The sequence below is a fragment of the Brevibacillus panacihumi W25 genome, from assembly GCF_000503775.1.
Lineage (GTDB): Bacteria > Bacillota > Bacilli > Brevibacillales > Brevibacillaceae > Brevibacillus > Brevibacillus panacihumi_A.
Window position 1 is genome coordinate 563,993 of record NZ_KI629785.1, and the last position, 25,035, is coordinate 589,027.

The 25,035-nt window shown below is 51.3% G+C and carries 24 protein-coding genes and 1 other annotated feature; all 24 genes read right to left on the bottom strand.

The features are described from left to right. Window positions 1–132: 132 nt before the first annotated feature. On the bottom strand, window positions 133–2,919 hold the full coding sequence (ileS, locus tag T458_RS43660; protein ID WP_023557398.1) for an isoleucine--tRNA ligase: 2,787 nt from the start codon (window positions 2,917–2,919) through the stop codon (window positions 133–135). A 49-nt stretch (window positions 2,920–2,968) separates the two neighbouring features. Then, window positions 2,969–3,237 (bottom strand) — a binding site (T-box leader). Between the two features lie 56 nt (window positions 3,238–3,293). Next, window positions 3,294–3,779, bottom strand: coding sequence for a DivIVA domain-containing protein (locus tag T458_RS43665; RefSeq protein ID WP_023557399.1), 486 nt, complete (start codon window positions 3,777–3,779; stop codon window positions 3,294–3,296). A 106-nt stretch (window positions 3,780–3,885) separates the two neighbouring features. Next, window positions 3,886–4,656, bottom strand: coding sequence for a YlmH family RNA-binding protein (locus tag T458_RS43670; RefSeq protein WP_023557400.1), 771 nt, complete (start codon window positions 4,654–4,656; stop codon window positions 3,886–3,888). Between the two features lie 17 nt (window positions 4,657–4,673). Beyond that, window positions 4,674–4,937, bottom strand: a complete 264-nt coding sequence (locus tag T458_RS43675; RefSeq protein WP_023557401.1) for a YggT family protein — start codon at window positions 4,935–4,937, stop codon at window positions 4,674–4,676. Window positions 4,938–4,966: 29 nt separating this feature from the next. Next, entirely contained in the window at window positions 4,967–5,389 is a 423-nt protein-coding gene (locus tag T458_RS43680) for a cell division protein SepF (RefSeq protein WP_023557402.1), read from the bottom strand. A gap of 45 nt (window positions 5,390–5,434) precedes the next feature. Further along, window positions 5,435–6,133 (bottom strand): YggS family pyridoxal phosphate-dependent enzyme, encoded by a 699-nt coding sequence (locus tag T458_RS43685; protein ID WP_031305898.1) that lies wholly within the window; start codon window positions 6,131–6,133, stop codon window positions 5,435–5,437. Window positions 6,134–6,157: 24 nt separating this feature from the next. Continuing rightward, entirely contained in the window at window positions 6,158–6,988 is an 831-nt protein-coding gene (gene pgeF, locus T458_RS43690; RefSeq protein WP_023557404.1) for a peptidoglycan editing factor PgeF, read from the bottom strand. Between the two features lie 79 nt (window positions 6,989–7,067). Further along, entirely contained in the window at window positions 7,068–7,349 is a 282-nt protein-coding gene (locus tag T458_RS0128955) for a YlmC/YmxH family sporulation protein (protein WP_031305899.1), read from the bottom strand. A gap of 135 nt (window positions 7,350–7,484) precedes the next feature. After that, entirely contained in the window at window positions 7,485–8,264 is a 780-nt protein-coding gene (gene sigG / locus T458_RS43695) for an RNA polymerase sporulation sigma factor SigG (RefSeq protein WP_023557405.1), read from the bottom strand. 148 nt (window positions 8,265–8,412) lie between these two features. Then, the gene (sigE, locus tag T458_RS43700; RefSeq protein ID WP_023557406.1) at window positions 8,413–9,135 is read right to left on the bottom strand and encodes an RNA polymerase sporulation sigma factor SigE; all 723 of its coding nucleotides are present in this window, start codon (window positions 9,133–9,135) and stop codon (window positions 8,413–8,415) included. A gap of 2 nt (window positions 9,136–9,137) precedes the next feature. Further along, complete coding sequence (gene spoIIGA, locus T458_RS43705; protein WP_023557407.1) at window positions 9,138–10,100, bottom strand: sigma-E processing peptidase SpoIIGA; 963 nt, start codon at window positions 10,098–10,100, stop codon at window positions 9,138–9,140. 981 nt (window positions 10,101–11,081) lie between these two features. Further along, entirely contained in the window at window positions 11,082–12,242 is a 1,161-nt protein-coding gene (gene ftsZ / locus T458_RS43715; protein ID WP_023557409.1) for a cell division protein FtsZ, read from the bottom strand. Between the two features lie 93 nt (window positions 12,243–12,335). After that, window positions 12,336–13,589 (bottom strand): cell division protein FtsA, encoded by a 1,254-nt coding sequence (gene ftsA / locus T458_RS43720; protein WP_023557410.1) that lies wholly within the window; start codon window positions 13,587–13,589, stop codon window positions 12,336–12,338. 140 nt (window positions 13,590–13,729) lie between these two features. Further along, entirely contained in the window at window positions 13,730–14,077 is a 348-nt protein-coding gene (locus tag T458_RS43725) for a small basic family protein (RefSeq protein ID WP_023557411.1), read from the bottom strand. A 2-nt stretch (window positions 14,078–14,079) separates the two neighbouring features. Then, window positions 14,080–14,823, bottom strand: a complete 744-nt coding sequence (locus T458_RS43730) for a DUF881 domain-containing protein (RefSeq protein ID WP_023557412.1) — start codon at window positions 14,821–14,823, stop codon at window positions 14,080–14,082. Window positions 14,824–14,842: 19 nt separating this feature from the next. Continuing rightward, window positions 14,843–15,553, bottom strand: coding sequence for a DUF881 domain-containing protein (locus T458_RS43735; RefSeq protein WP_023557413.1), 711 nt, complete (start codon window positions 15,551–15,553; stop codon window positions 14,843–14,845). Window positions 15,554–15,577: 24 nt separating this feature from the next. Then, window positions 15,578–16,372 carry a cell division protein FtsQ/DivIB gene (locus T458_RS43740; RefSeq protein ID WP_023557414.1) on the bottom strand — a complete coding sequence of 265 codons (795 nt, stop codon included), beginning with the start codon at window positions 16,370–16,372 and terminating at the stop codon, window positions 15,578–15,580. A gap of 137 nt (window positions 16,373–16,509) precedes the next feature. Further along, window positions 16,510–17,766: a UDP-N-acetylglucosamine 1-carboxyvinyltransferase gene (gene murA / locus T458_RS43745; RefSeq protein WP_023557415.1), complete on the bottom strand. Its 1,257-nt coding sequence runs from the start codon at window positions 17,764–17,766 to the stop codon at window positions 16,510–16,512. 15 nt (window positions 17,767–17,781) lie between these two features. After that, window positions 17,782–18,687: a UDP-N-acetylmuramate dehydrogenase gene (gene murB / locus T458_RS43750; RefSeq protein ID WP_023557416.1), complete on the bottom strand. Its 906-nt coding sequence runs from the start codon at window positions 18,685–18,687 to the stop codon at window positions 17,782–17,784. A gap of 101 nt (window positions 18,688–18,788) precedes the next feature. Then, window positions 18,789–19,892: an undecaprenyldiphospho-muramoylpentapeptide beta-N-acetylglucosaminyltransferase gene (murG, locus tag T458_RS43755; RefSeq protein ID WP_023557417.1), complete on the bottom strand. Its 1,104-nt coding sequence runs from the start codon at window positions 19,890–19,892 to the stop codon at window positions 18,789–18,791. Window positions 19,893–19,936: 44 nt separating this feature from the next. Further along, entirely contained in the window at window positions 19,937–21,025 is a 1,089-nt protein-coding gene (gene spoVE / locus T458_RS43760) for a stage V sporulation protein E (RefSeq protein ID WP_023557418.1), read from the bottom strand. A 70-nt stretch (window positions 21,026–21,095) separates the two neighbouring features. Further along, a complete protein-coding gene (gene murD / locus T458_RS43765) occupies window positions 21,096–22,460 on the bottom strand; it encodes a UDP-N-acetylmuramoyl-L-alanine--D-glutamate ligase (RefSeq protein ID WP_023557419.1) in 1,365 nt (454 codons plus the stop codon). Next, window positions 22,457–23,428, bottom strand: coding sequence for a phospho-N-acetylmuramoyl-pentapeptide-transferase (mraY, locus tag T458_RS43770; protein WP_023557420.1), 972 nt, complete (start codon window positions 23,426–23,428; stop codon window positions 22,457–22,459). Before mraY ends, murD begins: the two co-directional genes overlap by 4 nt. A 44-nt stretch (window positions 23,429–23,472) precedes the next feature. Next, entirely contained in the window at window positions 23,473–24,969 is a 1,497-nt protein-coding gene (locus tag T458_RS43775) for a UDP-N-acetylmuramoyl-L-alanyl-D-glutamate--2,6-diaminopimelate ligase (protein WP_023557421.1), read from the bottom strand. Window positions 24,970–25,035 lie beyond the last annotated feature (66 nt).

Sequence of the window (25,035 nt, forward strand, 5' to 3'; positions counted from 1 at the left end):
GAAATAACCGATGCTGCATACGAGGATACCCCTCTGCCAGCAGATACCAGTAGTTCCTTTTCTCAAGAAAACGGTCAGCATGAAAAAACCTGCCCTCCCCAACCGGGAAAGACAGGCTTGATTGCGTTATTTTTATTCTTCATGAACATGAGCATAATGCTCTTCCACGACGTCAGCACAGCGTCCGCAAATCGCAGGATGTGCGGAGCGGGAGCCTACGTCTTGCTTCACCACACGGCAACGCTCGCATTTGACACCATCTGCAGCCGCTACAACCACGCTGATTCCTTCCAATTGGACGGCTTCGGCTGGTGCGGCAGCATCTTGGCTGTGCAGATCCACATGAGCCACGATAAACAGATCCGCGAGATCGTCCATGGCAGCCAAGGTTTTTGCAACCTCTTCGTTTTGCGGATACAAAGCGAGTTTGGCGTCTACGGAGTTGCCGAATACCTTGTTGCGGCGCGCTTCTTCCATCGCTTTGAGCACTTCGTCACGGACTTCCAGGAAAGCATTCCATTTTTGGAGAGCTTCTCCGGAGAAGCTGAGATGCTTCTCTTCCGCTTCCGGCATGTCGGTCAGCTGCACGCTTTCCACTTCCACGCCCGGGATAAAGCTCCACACTTCATCAGCGGTATGCGGCAGGATCGGAGCCACCAGTCTTACCAGTGTCAGCAAGCAATCGTACATGACGGTTTGCGCAGCGCGGCGCTTCGTGCTGTTTGGCGCTTCTACGTACAGTCTGTCTTTGCAGATGTCCAGATAGAACGAAGACAAGTCGATCACGCAGAAGTTATGAACGGCATGGAAGACAGTATGGAACTGGTATTCGTCATATGCCTTGCGTGCGCGCTGTGTCACCTGTGCAGCTTTGGCCAGAACAAAGCGATCCAATTCGCCGAGATTTTCATAGGCTACACGGTCGCGAGCCGGATCAAAGCCGTCCAGATTCCCCAGCAGGAAACGGAAGGTATTGCGGATTTTGCGATACACTTCGGCGATTTGATTCAAAATCGCGTCGGAAATGCGGACGTCAGACTGGTAATCCACCGAAGCAACCCACAGACGCAAAATATCTGCACCCATCTTGTCGATGACCTGCTGCGGCACGATGACATTCCCCAGCGATTTGGACATTTTGCGTCCTTCTCCATCGAGGGCAAAGCCATGGCTCAATACGGATTTGTACGGCGCTGTGCCATATACCGCAACCCCTGTAGACAAGGAGGAGTTGAACCAACCGCGATACTGGTCGGAGCCTTCCAGATACATATCCGCCGGCCAGCTCATGCCGCGCTCTCTGAGTACAGCTTGATGGCTGGAACCGGAGTCGAACCAAACGTCCATGATGTCGGTTTCTTTGCGAAATTCCTTCGTATCACATTTCGGGCATGCCAAGCCTTCTGGCACCAGTTCGCTCGCTTCACGGGCAAACCAGACTGAGGAGCCCTCTTTGCGGAACAAGTCGGCGATACGGTTGATTGTCGTATCGTTGATGATTGGTTCATTGCAGCATTTGCAATAGAAGATCGGGATCGGTACGCCCCAGACGCGTTGACGAGAGATACACCAGTCACCACGATCAGCAATCATATTAGCCAGGCGTGTTTCTCCCCATTGCGGGATCCACTTCACCTGTTTGATCGCTTCCAGCATTTGCTCACGGAAGCCGTCGATGGACGCAAACCATTGCTCGGTCGCACGATAGATTACCGGTTTTTTGGTGCGCCAGTCATGCGGATAGGAGTGCGTAAAGAAGCTCAGTTTGAGCAGCGCGTTGTTTTCTTTCAGCTTCTCGGTAACGACCTTGTTGGCATCCTCGTAGAACAAGCCTTCAAATCCGGGCGCTTCACTGGTCATTTTTCCTTCATGGTCTACCGGGCAAAGCACGCCAAGTCCGTATTTTTGACCGACCATGAAGTCGTCTTCCCCGTGACCAGGGGCGGTATGAACGCAGCCTGTACCGGCATCGAGTGTGACATGCTCGCCCAGAATGAGCGGAGAAGTGCGGTCGTAGAACGGGTGCTGCGTCAGTACCCCTTCCAAGTCGGCACCTTTGTGTGTCGCCAGGACTTGCACGTCTTCCCAGCCGATTTCCTTGCTAGCTGTTTCAAGCAGGCCGCTGGCTACGAGGAATTGGCGATCTGCCACTTTCACTACGCTGTACTCCAATTCCGGATGGAGAGAGATAGCCAGGTTGGCTGGCAAGGTCCAAGGAGTAGTTGTCCAGATCACGACGCCTGTCTGGGTATCCAGCTTGCCTTTGCCGTCCACGACCTGGAAGCTGACGTAGATGGAAGGAGACCGCTTGTCTTTATACTCGATTTCGGCATCAGCCAGCGCGGTTTCCGAAGAAGGCGACCAGTAGACGCAGCGCAGTCCTTTGTAGATATATCCTTTTTTGGCCATTTCTCCAAAGACGCGGATTTGGTTCGCTTCATATTCCGGCAGCAGCGTAACGTAAGGATTTTCCCAATCCCCGCGTACACCCAGGCGTTTGAACTGGTCACGCTGCTTGTGGATGTAGGACCAAGCGTACTCTTCGCAACGCTTGCGGAAATCGTTTACCTCAATCGAACGGCGATCCAGCCCTTGTGCATTAATGATCGCCTGTTCGATCGGCAATCCATGTGTATCCCAGCCTGGCACATAGGGGGCATCAAAACCCGCCATCGATTTGTAGCGGACGATCATATCCTTGATAATTTTATTCAAGGCGTGGCCGATATGGATATCCCCGTTCGCATACGGAGGACCGTCGTGGAGAACAAAAGGAGGACGTCCTTTGGTACGCTCCTGTACTTTTTGGTAGATGTCCTTCTCATCCCATGCCGCTTGCATTTGTGGCTCACGCGCAGGCAGATTGCCTCGCATCGGAAACTCGGTTTTTGGCAATTGAAGCGTTTTGCTGTAATCCATAGCCTCATTCACTCCTATAAAAATAAATAAAAGCCTTCCCTCATCCCAAAATAGGGACGAGAGAAAGCTCCCGTGGTACCACCCTGATTAAACGAGTTATGCCGCATGCAAAAGAGACGGCAAAAACTCGCTTCACTTCATTACATTCCGTAACGGGAATGACTCGCGCACTTACTTGCCAATCCATCGAAGCATGGAGTCAGCTTTCGGCTATTGAACTCCCGGGTGATATTCCGCAAGGCTGCTGGACGGGCTTTCACCTGACCCCGACTCTCTTAGCAGCGGACCTTACGTACTCGTCCCGTTCATCGTTTCGTTCAAATATCAAAATTTGTAATCCATTATAGTCTCATCATCGACAAAGCGTCAATCTTTTATTCCACGGCAACGGCGGAATCAGCCTGTTCAATATCGTCCCAAGCGCCGTGCTCCAGCATTTCCAATTGGGCTTCGAGCAAGGTGCGAAAACGCATCCGGTAGACGGACGCACGCTTTTTCAACTCCTCGATCTCGATGGCAATCTTGCGCGATTTCGCGAGCGCTTCATTCACGATGCGATCTGCATTCTTCTCTGCTTCCTTCAGGATCAGCTGCGCTTCCTTGCGCGCATTGGACTTCACGTCCTCAGCCGTCTCCTGAGCGACCAGAATTGACTTGCTCAGATTTTCTTCCAGGCTTTTGTAATGGTCTACTCGCTCATTCAAAATGGCGATGCGCTCTTCCATTTCCTTCTTTTCCTTGATCAGGAGTTCAAAGTCCTTGATGACCTGATCCAAAAATTCATTCACTTCATCGATATTATACCCTCGAAAGCCAGTGCTGAATTCTTTATTGTGTATGTCCAGCGGCGTTAAAGACACATGAACCCCCCACTTTTCCCGATAATCGTTCCACTTTATTTCGACAAGTCGTGCAGCATTTCCTTCCGATACCGCAAATTTTTAGCCCATCGCCCTTATTTTTACCCTAATCGACCAGCCCTACCAGCATCCGAAGCCTGCCGCTTCGGGTCGGTCCCGTCACATCGAGGACCTTGAATCGACCGAACCCTGCCAGTGACACCATGTCACCTGCCTGCAAGGGATGCGAAGGATCTTCCACGACCCTCCAATTCACCTTGACCTTGCCTGCGCGGATAGGGACCAAGGCTTTGGCTCGTGAAAAATGGTACACCTCGCCCAGCACTGCATCTGCTCGCGGAGAGGGTACTGTAATTGTTTTTTCCGTAAAACGCGGAGCCGGGGGCGTAAATGCTTCCCAAGCCACGCGCTCGAAGGAGACCGGTGTCCGGTGAATCTGTGTGACCTGGGTGCAGACAAATTCAGCTACCTCCTCTGCTACGACAACAAAGCAGTCATCATCCACCAGCATATCTCCGAATTTTTCCCGCTTCAATCCAACATGAAGCAGTGCCCCCATGACATCGCGATGCTGCAATGCATGAAAGCGTTGGTCTGCGACGATCCGCAAGAGAACCAATCTGTAATCCTCGGGCTCGACAGGCAAGTAGTCCGGGTGGAGCAAGACACGAACCCGCTCAGCTCCCTCGTACCCGCCGCTTGCGGATACCTGCACATCCTGCACCTGTGATGCGAGACTTTGAAAAATCGACATTTGTCTGGGATCGAGAAAATCAGTAAGGCGCATGGCCTGCTTCCGCTCTACTTGCGTCAGCATTTCCAGCGCCCGTTCTACAAATGGACGTTCTTCTTTTCGAAAATGGTCAAATACACTCATCTGTCAACCCATCCCGCCTACACGATCTTGAACAGAATGGAAAACAGGCCATACCGGGCAAAATGCAGGGCAATCAAAGCCACGATCGGAGAAATATCAATAAATCCAAGCGGCGGGATAAAACGGCGAAACGGAGCGAGATACGGCTCGACCAGACGTTCGAGCAATTGACCGATTCCCGTATCCCTCATCTGGGGAACCCAGGACATCAAGATATAGGCAATAATCATGTATTGATACACAGTAAAAGCAAAATCCAGAATCGTAAAGAGGTAATTCATTAACTCACCCTTTTTTTCGTCGTAGGTTGCTACTCCTCTATGACACTCGAAATCGTACCCTGGATATCGACATGGTCAGGTGTGCAGACAAAAATCGTGTCCCCAACTTTTTGAATGTCACCATTCAAAGCGTAGACAGTACCGCTTAGAAAATCGATGATCCGTTTGGCCTGCTCCTTTTCCACGCGATGCAAATTGACCACTACTGGTCGCCGATGGCGCAGGTTGTCCGCGATATCCTGTGCATCGCTGTAATGGCGGGGTTCACAGAGAATCAAGCGAATCCCCTCCTTTTCCCTTGCCTGGAACGGCACTACATTGTTGGTTCGTCCTGTTGCTTGCCGCTTGGCAGAAGACTCCTGCTGCTCTTCACGCTGCTCTTCCACGGTTTCTTCGATGTATTCCTCGCTGTCCAACCCCAAGAACCCCATCAGTCGATTCATGACTCCCATTCGCCTTCCCCCTCTCTCTTTTGCTTATGTATCGCCGTTCAATTCTTACTCAGGCTTGACCAGTATCGAGCCGAGCCGGATATATGTCGCTCCCTCTTCAATCGCAACCTCAAAGTCGCTGGACATTCCCATTGAAAGCTCAGTAACCTGTGCATGGGGAAAGTTCCATTCATTGATGCGATCTTTCCACTCCGCCAGCCCGCGAAAAACGAAACGCGCCTCTTCTGGATTATCGACAACAGGTGCCATTGTCATTAATCCAACGATCTTTATATGTTTCATATTACTGGTTTCCTGCAAAAAAGCCAATACGTCATCAGGACTAAGCCCAAATTTTGTCTCTTCTCCGGAGATATTGATCTGTAAAAAGCAAGAAACGACCTGATTCAACGCTTCTCCCCTTTTATTGAGCTCCTGCGCCAGCGAAATCCGATCCAGCGAATGAATATAGGCAAAACGTCCGACCACCTCTTTGGCCTTATTCGTCTGAAGATGGCCGATGAAATGCCAGTTGCCTCTGTCGCCGTACTGCTCGTATTTCGGCAAGGCGTCCTGCAAGCGATTCTCGCCGATATGCTCCACGCCTACCGCGAGCAGATCACTGATTGTTTCTGCTCCCACGTATTTGGTTACGGCAATGATTTTGACGTCCTCCCGCTTGCGATTGGATCGCTCACAAGCAGCTTCGATTCTCTTCTCGATCTCGTCTAAGCGCTGTCTCAACACTTCCTGCTCTGTGCTCATGCTCATGTTGCTCACTCCACTCCTTTACTTCTGTCTCCAGCCTATATAGGATGCCATCCTGCCTGTAGTCCCCTTTTCCCGCGCTTCCTTGCGATGGGAAAAAAACAGGTCTGTTCGGCAGCTTGTACACCAATTTGTCATGAGGATATGGGATTCCTCCACGCCTGCCTCGAGCAAAACCAGTCGGTTTAAACTTCGCAGATCCAGCATGTAGTTGCCGTTCTTCTGCGCTGGCGAGACAGCCGATTCCCAGTCCTTTACGCTTGTACGTACCTGCTCCATGATTCGTTCATCCACCTCATAGCAGCATCCCCCGATAGAGGGTCCCAGTGCCACCAGCAATTGCTCTGGCCGCGTCTTTGTCCGCTGTACGATCGCCTGGACCATTTCCTCGGCAATACGCTGAACCGTTCCCTTCCAACCAGCGTGCGCCAGACCGATCGTCCCTGTATCAGGCGCCAAAAAATAGAGCGGGACACAATCCGCATAAAACGATGTCAACAAGATATTGGGCTCGGTCGTATACAAACCGTCCGTCGCCGCAATGACGTCCTGGAGGCTTTCTCTGCCCGCTCCACCGGCCATGACCTGACACACTTGACTGCCATGCACTTGGTCCGCGCACGTCCAGGCGTCAAATGGCATGTGCAGCGCCGCGGCCAACTGACGCCGGTTCGCCACTACTTGTTCAGGTACATCGCCGACATGCAAGCCAAGATTGAATGAGTCGTACGGCTGTCCGCTTGCCCCTCCTGTCCGAATCGTAAAACCGGCCACCAAGCCGGGGAATTGCTCCTCCCAGTCCAGCAGATGCATCAATGGTTTTTCCTCGTCTCGAACAAACGGTTCTTTCATCCTTTCACCTTCCCTCATATGGCTAATCATACCATAGCCGAAAAGAAAAGAAAGGCTATCCCTGCCTTTCTTCGGTGCCTTATCCGTACTCGTCAGGACTGGTGTTCTTCGCTTCTACCCGCAAGGTTTCCTCCATTCGAACAAGAACGACATCCTTGCCGATTTTCACAATGTTGCGCCAGGGAATGACGTAATCATTGCCCGAGGAAAAAAAGCCAAGGAATTTTCCCGGTCCTGGAATTACGATAGATTCTACACGACCGTGGCGCAGATCAATTTCCAGATCCGATATTTGCCCCAAGCGCTTGCCATCTAAAATATTGACCACTTCTTTTGTTTGGAAGTCAGATATTTTCACCATGGATGACCTCACCTACTTTTCTTCCGTTACTTCAGTATATGAAACGATTGGGGAATATGTCCGTTGACATGCAAGAGGATACAAAAAACCCGGACGGATTGTACATACTCCGCCGGGCTCATTTCCGTGGGCTGCTTACGATTGAACGTGCTTTTGCATATGGGCGATGGCCGCTTTCTCCAATCTCGAAACCTGGGCCTGCGAGATCCCGATTTCCTCGGCGACCTCCATCTGGGTTTTGCCTTCATAAAAACGCATGGACAAAATCATTTTCTCTCGCTCGCCGAGCCGCTGCATGCCTTCTCGCAGCGCAATCTCTTCCACCCAGGTTACATCCTTGTTTTTCTCGTCACTGATCTGGTCCATGACGTAAATCGGATCTCCGCCGTCCTGGTAGATCGGTTCAAACAAGGAGACCGGGTCCTGAATGGCATCCAGGGCAAAGACGACATCTTCCTTGGCCACATTCAGTTCCTTGGAAATCTCTGTGATGGTCGGTTCGCGTGAGTGCTTGTTGGTCAGGTTGTCACGTACCTGCAGCGCTTTGTAAGCAATGTCCCGCAACGAACGGGATACGCGTATCGGATTGTTGTCGCGCAGATAGCGACGAATTTCACCGATAATCATGGGTACTGCATACGTAGAGAACTTTACATTTTGCCCTAAATCAAAGTTGTCAATCGCTTTCATCAATCCGATGCAGCCCACTTGAAACAAGTCGTCCACGTACTCTCCACGATTGTTGAAACGCTGGATCACGCTGAGTACCAGACGCAGGTTGCCGTTGACCAGTTTTTCACGGGCTGCCAGTTCGCCGCTTTGCAGGCGCTCGAACAATTCTCTCATCTCTTTGTTGGTCAGTACCGGAAGTTTGGAGGTGTCTACCCCGCATATCTCCACCTTATTGCGCGTCACGTCTTTCCCTCCTCGAAGCAAGAAAAAAGTTCCTAACCCGGTTGTCTTGAAAGGCCGCGTGCTGACGCGTGGCCGACGAGAGAGTGGCAGTTACCACTATCTGGCTCGGTGTTAGGAACAGTATCTCCTTCGATTGGGAAAATATGCGTTAGACCATTTTGTTGAATTCTTTTCGCAACCGTTTTATAATTCGCTTTTCCAGCCGGGAAATATAGGACTGGGAGATGCCAAGAAGATCGGCTACGTCCTTCTGGGTCTTCTCCTCCTCGCCTGCGAGGCCAAAGCGCAGCTCCATGATAATCCGCTCGCGCTCCGAGAGCTTATCCAGCGCTTTTTTCAAAAGCTTGCGGTCGACTTGGTCCTCAATATTTTTGTAGATCGTGTCGTTTTCCGTCCCGAGTACGTCCGACAACAAGAGTTCATTGCCGTCCCAGTCGATGTTCAACGGCTCGTCAAAGGAGACCTCGGAGCGAATCTTGTTGTTGCGGCGCAAATACATCAGGATCTCATTTTCGATACAGCGGGAGGCGTACGTAGCCAGCTTGATGTTTTTGTCGGGATCGAACGTGTTCACTGCCTTGATCAATCCAATGGTGCCGATGCTGACGAGATCCTCAATGTTGATCCCCGTGTTTTCAAATTTGCGGGCAATATAGACGACGAGACGCAAATTGCGTTCGATCAGCATCGCCCGGACGGCTGGATCGCCTGATGGGAGGCGCACCAGCAATACCTCTTCTTCTTCCCTGGTCAGTGGTGGAGGTAGGGCCTCACTCCCGCCGATATAGTAGACTTCTTCTGCTTTTGCACCAATCCACATCAGGAAACGGTACCAGGTTAGTTGGAGTTGTAGGCGAAGTTTTACATACATGATTAGCCCTCCTGTTCGAGAATTACGGTAGGTTCTTGTGAATAGGTCTCCATCATTGCGGGATGGACGATGGCTTGGTACTTGCCGTCAGCAGCGAGCGGGATGGGATTGAGGCCAATCAGCACTTTGCGGGTCACGTAGTGCTTACCGTCTTGTACGACCGTGACCGAATCCGGCCTGACCGCAAGCAAAAAGTCCATTCCTCGCGATACACTCCGGTAAGGAATCAGGCGTACACGTGGTTGCCACTCCTGGGGCAGATCCTCCCAGCAGCCGTCCAGCTTTTCCCACACTCCACCGTTTTCATCGGCTTGTCGGAGAAGCGGCGGCGGCAAGAGATGAGCGAGCATGCGTGTCTCCATGATCATGACTGGAATCCGCGTGATCGGTTCATGCAACTGATTCCCCGTGTCTATCAGCCCTCTGCAAATAACTCTTTCACCCTCCAGTGTCACCACGACATCTGCCAGGAAGGCTTCCATTCTTCTAGGCTCCTGGATTGCCTGATAGCTTTTACGGCCCAAAACAAAAACAAGCGAAAAACCGATGACGAGGATGGCCAGCGTGGGCTTGAACCCTACACCAAACCCATCGTTGTGCGTCACCACCAATCCACCCAGAATCTCATTTTGGGGAGCGAGGAAATACTGCAAGCCAAACACCCCGCCTCCAAAAACAAAGGAGACAAAATAAAAAATGATCAGATTCTGCGTGAATGCCCATATGCGTTTGTTGCCAAATGCGATCCACAGGATCACGATGGAGAACAGCAGCTTGACCGGCCATTGGTAGATCAGCGAGAAGGTCGGAAAAAAGAAAAAAAGGACATACATGGAGCCGCATACAGAAGCAGTGAGAATCCTCCACCAGACTACGCGCTCTTTGCGAAAAAACGCTGTGAACCAGAGTAATAAGGTATCAATCGCGATGTTGAGGAGTAAAATAATATCAAGATACACAATCACCTTGAATCCCTCCATCTTGGACACATCGCGAAGGACGCTTTTTCCGGTTAAAAGCAGTATATATCAATGTGTATGTAAAATCTGTCAATTCTTGACGGACTTTTTTTGGATTTTTTGTAGAAGATTTATGCCTCTAGTATGGTGGTCGTCGGGCTGCAGTGGCGGAGAGGAAAAAGGAGAAAACGCTACAGGCGGGTTGGGATCTTTGCTGGCTGTCATCCCTGGTCGCCTCCATTCCAAAGGAGGAACCGCGGCCAAAAGCAGCCATTTCGAAGAAGTGGTTCAAGGTTGGCCGCTGAATGCGCGTTCCTCCTTTTCCATTGCGACTGGGTCGAGATCCCAAATGCCTTCGCTAGTTCCCCCCGTTTTCCTCAGCCAGCTTTCGAAGGTCGCCAAGCTATTTTAAAAAGACTTACTCAAAACAATCACCTTGTCTCTTTTCACAGAATCAAGGTTAAAATATGCTAACTTCATATATTTTTACTTTTTATGGTGTAGGAAGGCCAGAATATCCAAGTTCTCGATGATTGCTCATCATGAAAAGGATAATTACCCCCTTCTTTTTGTGCTGCCAGTCCAATTGAAGCGATGGTTTTGCGAGGTCAGGGTGGGTCAATTCTGTTTTGCTGCTTGCTTTTTAGAGCCAAACTGCAATTTAAAAAACCCTTCTCGAAAAGATGCTACAGAGAAAAGTTCTTGTTTTTCATTATTTTTACTTTTAATTGCGGCGTCAATTGCAGAGGAGAGTCAGAATATCAAGAATGTCGCGTTTTCTCATGGCTTCCTCTCTTTTTCTTGAGCTGTCCAAACGTTTGGTGGCAGGGCATTACGATATCGGATTTAGACAATTCGGCGTTCCACCTTTTTTCCCCGATCGTCAAGCCATTTTAAACAGAGATCCTAATAAAGATTGAGCTTATCAACGAAAAAAACCTTGCCTCTTTTGCAGAGACAAGGTTTTTGCATGTTGATCATGTAATTTTACTTTTTATTGCGGCGACGATTGCGCAGGAAAGCCGGAATGTCCAGGTTGTCCAGATTGCTCATCGTGAAGAAGGATTTGTCTTCCTCTTCTTCATTGGCATTGCTGGTCCGATTGGAGTTTGGCGTTTGCGAAATTGGAGTTGGACGATTTGGCGTTGCAGCTGGTTGCTGCGGACGGCGGGCAGCGCTAGACTGCCGTTGCTGGGCCTCCTCGAAACCGGTGGCAATCACGGTCACGACCAATTCGTTTTTCAAATCTTCATTGATCACAGCACCAAAAATCATATTTACGTCCGGATCGGCAGCGGAAGAAACGATATCCGCTGCTTCGTTTACCTCATACAAGCTGAGGTTGGTGCCACCGGTAATATTCATCAAAACGCCACGTGCACCGTCGATGGAGGTCTCCAGCAATGGACTGGAAATCGCGCGGCGTGCTGCTTCCGCTGCCCGATTCTCGCCGCTGCCTACCCCAATTCCCATTAAGGCAGAGCCACGCTCGGTCATGATGGTTTTGACGTCTGCAAAGTCGAGGTTGATCAAACCAGGTGTCGCGATCAGGTCAGAAATGCCCTGAACCCCTTGTCGCAGGATGTTGTCCGCCTCGCGGAAGGCTTCGAGCATCGGTGTGTTTTTATCGACGATTTCCAAGAGTCGATCATTCGGAATGACGATCAGCGTGTCTACTTTTTCTTTCAGTGCGGCAATCCCGAGCTCACCTTGGCTGGAACGCTTGCGGCCCTCGAAGGAAAATGGACGGGTAACTACGCCTACTGTCAGTGCTCCCAGTTCCTTCGCGACCTCCGCTACAACGGGAGCGGCACCTGTCCCGGTACCTCCGCCCATACCGGCAGTGACAAACACCATGTCTGCACCACGCAGAGCATTCTCAATCAAGTCGCGACTTTCTTCCGCTGCTTTTTTTCCGATCTCCGGATTGGCACCTGCACCCAGTCCGCGGGTCAATTTTTCCCCGATTTGCAATTTAATGTCCGCATGAGACAACTGCAGAGCTTGAGCATCCGTGTTTAGCGTAATAAATTCAACGCCTCGCAGGCCGCCCGCAATCATACGGTTGACAGCGTTGCTTCCGCCACCGCCACAACCAATTACTTTAATTCGCGCAAAGGATTCCATGTCCATATCAAATTCCAGCATATTGCTAGTCCTCCCCAATTCAACATAAGAAAACCTCAATGTGAGGCATATTCAAGGATGAGCGACCGCATCTAGCGGCGGGTATTCTTGCTGTTAAATAAACTCACTAAACCAGTTCTTTACCTTTTCCATTAAACCGCCGTTGTCCCTTGGCTTCGTGACGGTTTGCTTTTTCTGGGTGCCCTTGAAAGAGGGGGTGACGCTTATGCTGCGGCGCTCCATCAACTGCAAGGCATATTGAATCAGGCCTACTCCGGTGGTGTAGGCAGGATCGCGAACTCCAATGTAGTCTGGTATCGCGATACGAACAGGAGCATCCAGTTCTTCCTTTGCCAACTCCAACATTCCAGGCATTGCGACGGTACCCCCGGTAAGCACATACCCTCCGGCAATTTCGTCGCGATACCCCAATTTGTAGACAGCATCCTCTACGAGTTGGAATATTTCGGCTGCACGAGGTTCAATAATATTGGCCAGATCTACTTGTGTAAACTGCTTTTCTACTTCACTACCAATACGGCTGACCTTGAATTTGACATCCTCGGATGCTTCATCGATCAAGGCACAACCATTTTTGGTCTTCACCCGGTCCGCAACTTCCGTATGTGTACGTAATCCCAGTGCAATATCGCTCGTAATATGATCGCCGCCAATGCCAATTACGGTAGTGGCAGCCAGCTTACCCTGCTCGAAGACACCGATCGTGGTAGACCCAGCACCAATATCTACAAGGACGACACCCATGTTCTTGTCGTCTTTAGAGAGAGCGACTGTACTAGCAGCCAATGGTTGTAGAAAAATACCAGCAACGCGCAGGTTAGTGCGTTGTGCGCAACGCACGATGTTATGTACGACCGTTTTGGATCCGGTTACAATGGTTCCTTCCATTTCCAAGCGAACCCCGATCATCCCGCGCGGGTCTTTTATACTCCCTTGTCCGTCGACAATATACTCCTTTGGCACTACTTCAATAATCTCCCGATCTGGTGGGATCGCGACTACCTTCGCAGCCTGAATGACGCGTTGGATGTCTTCTTCCCGTATCTCACGGTCCTCGCTAGATACAGCGACAACCCCTTGTGTTTCATGCAGCTCGATATGATTTCCGGTGATTCCTACATATACTTCTTCGATCGAAACGCCAACCATGCGCTCTGCATGGTCGACAGCTTCCCGGATGGCATGCACGGTTTGGTCAATGTCGACGATTACACCCTTCTTAATCCCTTCCGAATGTGACTGGCCGACACCGATGATGTTGATGGAACCGTTGTTGACTTCGCCGATCATAACGCGAACTTTGGAAGTCCCAATATCTAGGCTGACGATGAGTTCATTGCTTACCAAACCTGTGACACCTCCCCTGCTACGTCTTCTGTCTTGTGATCATGAGAACACCTGCATATTTTATTCCACACAGGACTACCATTCCCTTTTTTTCATCTTGAATTTTTGTAAAAATATGACCTTCTTCCCAGTTACTCGTCCTACTCTTCCTGATTGATCCAACGTGATAGAACTATTCTCCTGATTACCGCCAAATTGTTAAACAAGCGAACACCAAATGCAACGATGGCAGCCAGGTACAGATCGATGCCCAGGAAGCCTCCGATAAAGGCAAGACCTGCTGCGAACAGTGTGTTGAAGAAGAAGCCGGACAAGAAGATACGCACATTGAACGTGCGTTCCAGGAATGAACGAATTCCCCCAAAGATTGTATCTAATCCTGCCAACAAAGCGATGGAAAGATAGCTACTATACTCCTGAGGCACACGCCAATCCAGCAAAAAGCCGACGACGAGACCGACGATCAGTCCGATAAGCGGGAGCCACATGGTTACGAATCTCCTTTTTCTTTCACCGTTTTCATAAAGCGAATGCGACGTTCTTCTGTGTTGGCTGGAATCATCAGATTGTCCTGCTTCTCGGCAATCACATGTTTATTGGAAAGCTGAAAGTACTCCTCTACACCTTCCAGCTTCAACGCTGACAACAGAACTTCAGGTTCTCCCAATGCTTTCATCTCATAGGGAGGTTGAACCGTTCTTGTGTCAATCTGTATCACATCCCCTACGTTGCGAATAGCTGTCGTGGCAATCAAACGATGTCCATTGATGGAAACGGCTTTCGCACCGTTCGCAAAAAGGATATTGACCAGCCATCGCAAATCCTCGTCATCGATTGTATACCCGCCAATCACTGGCGCTGGCACATGCTCGTCCATGACATGCTCATCGTATACTTGATCCACGATGTTGAGGATAATCCCGGGTCCTTCTACGGCAACCATTCCACCCATTTTCCGATTACGCGCCAGCTCTTCCTTCATGACAGAGAGGCTCTCATCCTCACTCAGTGCTGTCTCGTACTGGTAGTACAACTGATTGTACTTGGAGATGTCGGCTAGCAGGTTTTTATGTTTTTCCAGCTCCTTTTGCAGGGAGGCCCGTAGCTCTGCGATGCTTCTGGATTCCTTGTGCACTGGGTCCAAACTGCTGCGCAGCTGAACGGTCAACATCACACCTATGATAGCACTAATAATAGCAAGAATAAACGTGATTTTACGGCTTTTTTGCAACATGGTTAAACGCATCCTTCAACTAGGAGTGTTTGGATTTGGCATCCCCTACGAAAGCTGGCAACTGAATAGCATTTAGTTTGGCAACGTCGATTTGTACGAAATCCTGCAAGGTTTGTAATACTCCTCCTGGCAGGTTCAAGGCTCCCTCCAAGGTTTCCGGATCACCGATTGCAGACACTACGAATGGAGCGGCAGATTTGACCCCATTTACAATAATGGTCGGACCGATGCAGCGAATAGAGGAGTTGCTCACCAACCGCTGTCCGTTTATGCTGATTGCTTCTGCTCCAGCGAGACGCAGTTCGTTGACGACGAGACGAACATCATGTTCATGCACGATGTAGTTGGTAATATCCGGACTGGACGCTGCGTGTTGTGAATCCTGCATGGTCACGACAATGCCGGGTCCTTCTACCGCTACCACTCCGGCCTGCATCCGCGCCGCTTCCAACTGGCTGAGAATCTCCGCAGCTTCCGCTTTGCGGGTTGCCATCGCTTCCTCGACCTTCCCGACCTGACGCTGCAAATCGAGCAATTGATTCTCGAGATGCCGGTTCTGCTCCTTTTCCGCCAGAATCCGCTCGTTCAATTGGGTTTCCTGTTGGAATAGCTGATCGTTCATCCGTTCTTTTCGCATCAACTTGGTCGTCTCGATCGAGGTCGCCACCAGAAAGCCGGTACAAAACGTCACGATGGTCAAATACACATGAAACTTGTTGCGACGATTCATTTTCTGCTTTCCCCTTTTGCTAGTTTACTGCGGATTTTGGGCTTGTCCCCCGTGGTCAGGCAACGGAACGGCTTCTTCCCCCTTCCCATATGGGACAAACCAAGGCTGCTCAAAGAGCGACAGCACACCCTTCGAATCGCTTGGCAACTCCTTCACGATCGCCGGATACCAGTTCATCATCTTATCCAGCTTGTAAACGACGCTGCGTACCTCATTGCCGTCACGCATGAACAGACGCACACGTTGTTTATCATACACGGTTGGAGTCAGCGCGATATCGGAAATTTCACCCAATACCGCCGGCGAAAGGTTGGATAGCGACTTGGCTAAATTGGGAAGCAGCTCTGGCGCAGACCAAGAGCTGATCAACGGCCTGTCCACCACGCGCTTGGAAAAATCCACCTGTTTGAGGACATAGCCATTCTCGAGGAGCGGGTAGCGGGTTCCATCCTGTCCGTTCCAGAAAGCAACGCGTTTTACTTCCGTGACATGCAGTTGAATAACGCCCGGGAACTGCCGCGTTAACGCAACATCCTTGATTCCTTCAAGCGGCTTCAGATTGCTTCTCACGCTTCCCTCCCAGACATTGAGGAATTGCATATCCAGGGTCAAGCCAGACTGGGCCACGATTTCTTCCGCAGAGTAGATGTCATTTCCGAACACCTGAATTTCCTGCACCTTGCTGTATGGAGAACGGATAAATACAATGATGAGAACTGTAAGAAAAAAAAGCACGAGTAGTACAATCAGCTTGCGGTTTCCCCTTCGGCGGGGACGTTGTTGCTTGACTTGGGGAATGCGTTCCTCGAATGCCGCCATCGTCCTAACCATCCTCGCTCATGCTAGGCGTAAGATGCCTGCAAATTCCCATCGTCCCTTACTAGAGAGATGGAATTTTTTGTAAATCTAAAAAACAGGGAAAGCGGCATAGCAGTATGCCGCTGATCATTCCCTTCCTATATCGACACCCGTGTAATATCGGCACCAAGCTGGTGCAACTGCTGCTCTAGCCGCTCATACCCCCGGTCGATATGATGGATCTGGTTCACCGTAGTGACCCCTTCAGCAGTCAGCCCTGCTAAAACCAGTGCTGCTCCTGCCCGCAGATCTGTCGCTTCCACACTCGTCGCTGTCAATTTGTTGGTCCCCCGAATGATGGCAGAGCCCAGATCTACGTATATGGATGCGCCCATTCGCGCTAATTCATTCACATGTTTAAATCTTCCCTCAAATATCGTCTCTTTGATGACGCTTGTTCCTCTCGCTTGTGCTAGGAAAACCATTAATTGCGCCTGCAGGTCAGTAGGAAAACCCGGGTATGGAGAAGTAATGATCCGGTCGTAAGCGCGAGGACGTGAGGTGCATTTGATTTCCATTATATCATGGCGGGTTTTGATTTCAACACCGCAGCTACGTGCAACCTCAATCAATGCCGTCAAATGCTCCGGTATGGTGTTGGTCAACTCAATATGCCCTTGCGCGACTCCGACGGCCAGAAGGAAGGTTCCAGTGACGATTCTGTCGGGAATAATCCGATAGCTGACGGAACGCAGCCGGGGGACGCCGTTAATTTCTATGGTGTCAGTGCCTGCACCCCGGATACGGGCTCCCATCGCGTTGAGGAAATTTTGTAAATCCACAATTTCCGGTTCTCTGGCTGCATTGCAGATGCGTGTCGTTCCTTTGGCAAGGACCGCTGCCATCATAATGTTTTCGGTTGCACCCACGCTCGGAAAGGAGAGAAAAATATTGGTCCCGCGAAGCTGCTTCGCCCGAAATGTGATGTAGCCTTCCGATTCTTCGATTTTCGCTCCCAGAGCAGTCAAGCCTGCCAGATGCAGATCGATGCGTCTCTCTCCAATATCACATCCGCCAGGCCGCGAGATCGTGACCTCTCCCAGACGTGCCAGCAAAGGTCCCGCCAGGAATATGGATGACCGCATCTGCCCCATCAAATCATCTGGGATCATCGGCAACGAGACAGATGTCGTGTCCAGATCGACACATCCATCGTCAAGCCTGGTTTTCGCACCCAAGGCTGATAGGATCTCCAGCATGACTTCAATGTCTCGCAGATGGGGAACGTCATAGATATAGAATTGCCCTTCCGCCAATACAGCCGCAGCCAGAATCGGAAGAGCAGCGTTCTTAGCTCCTTGGATCCGAAGCGAACCGGACAGAGGTCTTCCGCCTTCGATCGCAAAAGTCTCCAAACTTTCACCTCCGTGTTACCCCTCGCCCACCACCAGTACCTCTGGGTGCATGTCGATCCCGTTTTTATCCCGGATCGTGTCCTGAATGTGTTTGATCAAGGTGAGGACGTCGGCTGCCGTTGCTCCTCCACGGTTGACGATAAAGTTGGCATGTATCTCCGAGACTTGAGCTCCTCCGTATCGATATCCTTTCAATCCCGCTGCTTCAATCAATCTCCCGGCATGATCTCCCGGGGGATTGCGGAATACGCTGCCAGCACAGGGCATCTGCAAAGGCTGTGTCTGACGCCGCCGCTCCTTGTTTGCTGCGAGTGTAGCCGCGATTTCCTTGCGATCACCCTGCTGCAAGCGGAAGCGCGCCTCTACAACAATCCCTTTTTGTTGCTGCAGCAAAGACGTACGATAGCTGAAGTTCAATTCCTCGTTGGTCAACACTTTCATATCGCCACTCTCAAAGAGGATCTCGGCATCAATGAGAATACGTGAAAGATCCGATCCGTGCGCCCCAGCATTCATGTAGACAGCGCCGCCTACCGTACCAGGAATGCCTCCCGCAAATTCCATACCTGTTAATCCCATTTTCCCTGTTTCCATCGCCAGGCGGATCATGGAATATCCGGCACCCACACACACCTCTTCGCCCCTGAATTCGCAGTGACTCAAGCCCTCAGTCACCTTGAGCACGGCTCCTCGTATCCCTCTGTCCCTCACCAGAAGGTTGGAGCCGCGCCCGATTACACTCCAAGGAATATCATGGCGATGGATAATTTGTAAGGCTGTCCTCAAGGATTCCTTATCCTTGGGTTGGATTAACAAATCAGCAGGACCCCCGATCCGCCATGTCGTATGATTGGCGAGAGGTTCATCAGTCCACACTTTCTCGATCCCTGCTTGCTTTAGCTCATCTGCAATTTGTTTCATTTGTGAACCTCCTGATACTATCTAGGTCGGATACAGCTCTTATCACGTGTTTGCTCCATACTATGCGAACGCCCAGATCGGCGTGACAATCGCCCATCCGTTCATTTTTTGCTGGCAATTTCCTGCAGCTGCCGCACAATCTCGGCCGCAGCGTCCGGCATCCCCAAAGAGAGCGAGCCCTTGCGCATTTCTTCCCACTCATTCGGGTCATGGAGCAGTTCAGACAAGACAGATAACAATCGTTCGCCTGTCAAGTCCCGCTCCACAATCACGCGAGCAGCATGTGCCCGCTCCAGACCGCGAGCATTTTTTTCTTGATGATTATTGGTGACATAGGGAGACGGAATCAAAATTGCCGGTACCCCTAACGCCGTAATTTCAGCCAGCGTAGACGCCCCTGCCCGCCCGACGAGCACGTGGGTAGCGGCTAAAAGATCCGGCATATTATGGACGAATGGAAGGACCGTAATGTTTTCCGGCAATGGAGCTTTTTTCTTCAACTCGTCCGCAATCGCCTGGTAATGAACCTCGCCAGTGACATATACAACATGTGTGTGCTCCAGTGCCCCCAGCTGCGGGATGACGGAGAGCACAGCTTCGTTAATCGCTCGAGCACCGCGGCTTCCCCCGATGATCAGCACGATTCGCTTGTCCGCATCGATCCCCAAGAAGTCCCGCCCTGCCTGTTTGTTTCCATGCTTGACTTCGGTCGCGCGAGGATTTCCTGTCAACACCGTTTTGGAGGCCGGAAAAAACGAGAGAGATTCTTCAAAACAAACAGCCACTCTGCTGACGGAGCGGGCGAGGAACTTGTTCGTCAAGCCGGGGACAACGTTTTGTTCGTGGATCATGGTCGGTATACCCAGCTTCGCTGCCGCGTACACGACAGGTCCGCAAACATATCCTCCTGTACCGATCACGACGTCCGGCTTGAATTCTCGCAGCATCTGTTTCGAATCCTGGACGGCACGCCAAAAATTCCACAACGTCTTCACGTTTTCGAGAGTCAGCTTCCGTTTCAATCCGCTGATTTCGACGGACTGAAACGGAATTCCCTCGCGTGGAACCAGTTTCGCCTCCAATCCGTTTTTACTGCCAATATACAAAAAGGCAGCTTGCGGCATCTGACGAGAGATTTCTCTCGCTACCGCAAGCGCCGGATAAATATGTCCACCTGTACCTCCGCCTGTCAAGACGACACGCATTCCATTCACACCCTTTTTCCTGTATCGACAGGATGAATCTTTCTCTACCTCGAAAAGCGGGAAATGTTCAACAGCACTCCCACGCCCGTGAGGATCAGCGTCAAGGACGAGCCGCCGTAGCTTAAAAACGGAAGCGTAATCCCCGTCACCGGAAACATCCCCGTCACAACGCCGATATTAATAATGACTTGAATGGCAATCATGCCAATGATCCCAAGCGCCAGCAAGCTTCCGAACAGATCCGGAGCCGTGATCGCCGTGCGCATCCCTCTCCACAGCAGCAGAAGAAACAAGAGCAGGACCAGTGTGCCGCCGATAAAGCCCAGTTCCTCCGCAATAATGGAAAAGATGAAGTCATTGTACGGCTCCGGCAAATACAAGTGCTTCTGTCTGCTTTGTCCCAACCCCAAGCCCAAAAGGCCACCGGGACCGATCGCATAGAGCGATTGGATGATCTGATAGCCCGCTCCGAGCGGATCAGTCCAGGGATCGATAAAAGACGTGATCCGCTTGATTCGGTATGGAGCGGAAATGACCAAAGCGATGAAGCCGGCGACACCGATCATGCCTAGACCGACAAAGTGGCTGACCCGTGCTCCGGAAGCAAAAATCATTACGATGGCGGTCCCCATCAAAACAGTACCAGTTCCCAAATCCGGCTGGAGCATGATCAAACCAAAGCATGCGAGGGGAATCCCTAAGGCGGGAGCCAGGCCCTTGCGAAACTGGACAATCTGCTTTTGGTTGTCAGAGAGCCATTTTGCCAGAAATGCGACAACACCCAGCTTGGCGAATTCACCCGGCTGAATGCCGAACGCGCCGATGCCAAGCCAGCTTTTGGAGCCGTTGACTTCAATCCCGATGACGAGAACCAGCACCAGAAGCCCAAGACTCAGGAAAAAACCCGGCTTGGCCCACTTCTTCCACACCCAGTAATCAATATTCATCATGATATACATGGATGTAATGCCGAGGATGGCAAAAATCAATTGCCGCTTGGCGAAGAAATAGGGATCATTGAACTTTTGCGCTACGATGGCACTCGCGCTGTACACCATCACGATGCCAATTCCTAATAAAAAAAGTGTTGCAAAAATAATTACGAAGTCGGGAGCAGAGCGAACCTTGCTCATGGGGGCAGGTCATCCTTTCTCATGCGTCCCGGACTTGGCTGTAGCTGAATCTCTTCGATGCTGCGGGACGTTATGCTAGGCTTGTTTTAAGTCTATGCACCCCGTCCTTAAACATGCTCCCCCTGATCTCAAACGAAGGAAACATGTCCCAGCTCGCACATGCTGGGCTGAGCAAAACGACGTCACCCGATGCGGCCAACTGCGAAGCTGTAAGAACGGCTTTTTCAACAGTATCGACATGGACTCGCTCTTTAATCCCTGCTTCCTTGGCTCGCTGCAGCAAGATCTCGGCAGTTTGGCCCAAAGCCACGACCGCCTTCACCCTCCCCTGGATCACCGGGATCAGCTCCTTGAAATCAACGCCTCTATCCAAGCCGCCGCAGATCCAGACTACCGGCTCCGTACACGCCTGCAACGCGCGTGATGCGGCTTCAGGGTTCGTTGCCTTGGAATCATTATAATATTTGACACCATCGATGGAGGTCACGTATTCCATGCGATGCTCGACGCCTGGGAAAGTCGTTAGCACCTGCGCGATTGACTGCTTGTCCGCACCCGTCAGAAGGGCTACGAGTATCGCCGCCAGAGCATTGTCCACATGCGGCACCGTGATCGCATCCAGGGCGATGATCTCTTCCTGGTTCCCCTCCCCGTCTGCGTAGATGATTTTGCCGTCCCGCACATAAGCACCGCGCGCCACCGGCCGTTGCTTGCTGAAAAAGTACTTGCGCGCCTTCAGCGCTTCAAAGTGCGGCAGCAGCTCCGGCTGATCATACGGGAGAATCGCGATATCGTCCTTCGTCTGGTTGGCAAACATCCGCAGCTTGGCTTCCAGGTACGCTTCCAGCGAGTGATGATAATCGAGGTGAGCAGGGTACAGATTCATCATGACGCCGATACGCGGCCGAAAACTGGTTGTACCCGCCAATTGAAAGCTGCTCAACTCGGCTACCAGCCATTGCTCTGGCGTCGCTGTCTGCGCCAGCCCGCATAGTACCGTGCCGATATTGCCTCCGACCAGAGCATCAACCCCTGCCTGTTGAAGGATAAGGCCCACGAGCGTCGTCGTGGTGGTTTTTCCATTCGAGCCCGTGATCCCGATGATCGGAGCTTGCGAGATCTGGTAGGCAAGCTCCACTTCGGTAATGATCGGAATCCCCAGTCCCATTGCCTGAGCCACTGGAGCCGCTTCGTACGGGATACCCGGATTCTTGACAACCAAAGCAACCCCGTCATGGATCAAATCATCCGGGTGGTAGCCGCAGATGACCGGAATACCCAAGGCCTCCAGTTCTTCCGCCCCTGCTGCTTCCTCGCGCGGCTTCTGATCGTTTACCACAACATGAGCACCAAAGCGGTGCAACAGTTTTGCCACTGCTACACCGCTTTTGGCCATTCCTAAAACTACAATATGCCGATCCCGGTAATCCATCATTTTATCGTCACCACCTCAAGATATACGCCCAAGCCGGCAAAGAACATTCCCACCAGCCAGAACGTCACCACGACACGCCACTCCGACCAACCCGTCAGTTCAAAATGGTGATGGAGCGGGCTCATGCGAAAAATCCGTTTTCCTCTCGTTTTAAAGGAGATGACCTGCAGGATGACAGACAGCGTCTCGACGACGAATACGCCGCCGATGATGGCGAGCAACAGCTCTGTCTTGGTCATGATGGCGATTCCCGCCAATGCTCCTCCCAACGCAAGGGAACCGGTATCTCCCATGAACACTCTCGCCGGATGGGCGTTGAATACGAGAAAACCGAGGACGCCCCCGACGACAGCCGCGCTGAAAATCGCCGTGTCGTAGTTTTGACCGAACCAGGCGATAATCGCGTAAGCGCCAAAAGCAATGGCTCCCGTACCCGCCAGCAAGCCGTCAAGTCCATCGGTGATATTGACCGCATTGGTCGTCCCCACCAGCAGGAATAACAGGAACGGGAAATAAAAATACCCGAGTTCCAGCTTCCAAGGAGTGCCCGGCAGATGCAGGGAAGTATCATGCCCCATCATGATCAAGAGAATATAGGCACCGATCGCCAGCAGGATCTGTCCGGCAAATTTTTGTTTTGCAGTTAGACCGAGATTGTGTTTTCTTCTGATTTTCAAAAAGTCATCCATGAATCCAATCAAACCGTAACCAAGCGTCACCAGCAAAAGAAAGGTTACTTCCATGGAGGAATTTGCAAACTTCAACACAGTAAAAATAAGTGCCAAAAGGATGATGGTACCACCCATAGTGGGAGTTCCAGCTTTCTTTTGATGAGACTGGGGTCCTTCCTCCCGGATCGCCTGCCCAAATTTCAGGCGGCGAAGAAAGGGAATGAATAGGGGACCAATGAGTACGGCGATGAGAAACGCGGCGACGATCGTGACGATGAGTACGTTGTCAGCGAACATGCCCGACCCTCCTTTCTTTCGATGCTATTCAGACGCATCTCTCTCTATTCGTGGTAGTACTGGGCAATGGCTTCCCGCGCCACTTCACGGTCGTCAAACGGCAGTACCTGATCCTTGATGATTTGGTACGTTTCATGCCCTTTTCCAGCAATCAGGATCACGTCATCCGGCTTCGCCAGGGAGACGGCATGGAAAATGGCAGCGCGCCGATCGACCTGGGTCGTATAACGCTCCTGGTCTACATCAGACACTCCTGCAAGCATGTCGTCCAGTATGGCTTGCGGTTCTTCGGATCGTGGGTTATCAGAGGTTAAGACGCTGTAATCCGCATATTTTGTTGCAATCTTGGCCATAATCGGGCGCTTGCCTGCATCGCGGTCTCCGCCGCAGCCCACGATACACATGATACGACCCTTGGCAAATTCTTTTACGGTCTGCAACGCATTTTCCAGACTGTCTGGTGTATGGGAATAGTCCACCAGCACGGCAAAAGGCTGGCCAGCCTCTACGGCTTCAAAGCGCCCATTGACCCCTGGTATGGACTCCAGGCTGGCTTTGATTGCTTCCAGCGGAATGCCTTCCGCCAACGTAGCAGCTATCGCAGCCAATGCATTGTACACGTTGAATTTGCCGACCAGCTTGAGATGCATATCGATCGTGCCTGCGAAGGTATTTGCGATAAACGACGTTCCCTTGCTTGTGATCTTGATCTCGCTGGCGGATACGTCTGCCTGATGGTCGATGCCGTAGGTAACCACCTGAGCAGGTGTAACCATCGCAAACAGCTTGGAGGCTTCATCATCTGCGTTCAGTACGGCCGTTTTCATGCGATCCCACTCGTAGTGATTGCCAAGCTGGGCGAACAGCAGGGATTTGGCGAAGCGATAATTCTCCATCGTTTTGTGGTAATCGAGATGGTCCTGCGTGAGATTGGTAAAGACAGCGGTATGTACATCACATCCACGCACACGTCCTTGTTCGAGCGCATGGGAGGAAACTTCAATCACTGCGTAGTCCGTCCCCACATCGCGCATGCGTCGAAAGCTTTTCTGCAAGTCAATGACGTCAGGTGTGGTATTTTTCACTTCTTCACTTACGCCGCCTATCCGCATGTGGATCGTCCCAATCAAACCTGTCTCGTACCGATAATCGCGCAAAATCTTGTCGATCAGATGCGTCGTTGTAGTTTTGCCGTTTGTCCCGGTCACGCCGATCAGTTTCAATTCACGGGTTGGCGATTCGTAAAACCGGTCAGCCAGAAGAGCCATTGCCCTGCGTGTATCCGATACAGTGATGACCGTCGCTTGGCTTCCCTGGATAACCGCCGGATCAAGCTCTCTTTGAGCGAGGACAGCCACAGCCCCCATCTCGATAGCCTTGGCGGCAAAATCATGTCCATCGACCGTATATCCTGCCAGACAAATGAACAGGAAACCGGGCTTTACCTGTCGGGAATCTGCTGTCAAACCCGTTATTTCTATGCTGTCATCTCCTTGAACCTTTTTCTGCAACAGAGGTGAGAGCAGATCTCGTAACAACATGTCAGGCACCCCATTTTCCATTAGTATAGACAGAAATCTAGCGTTTTTTGCAAAGAGCGGAGGTGA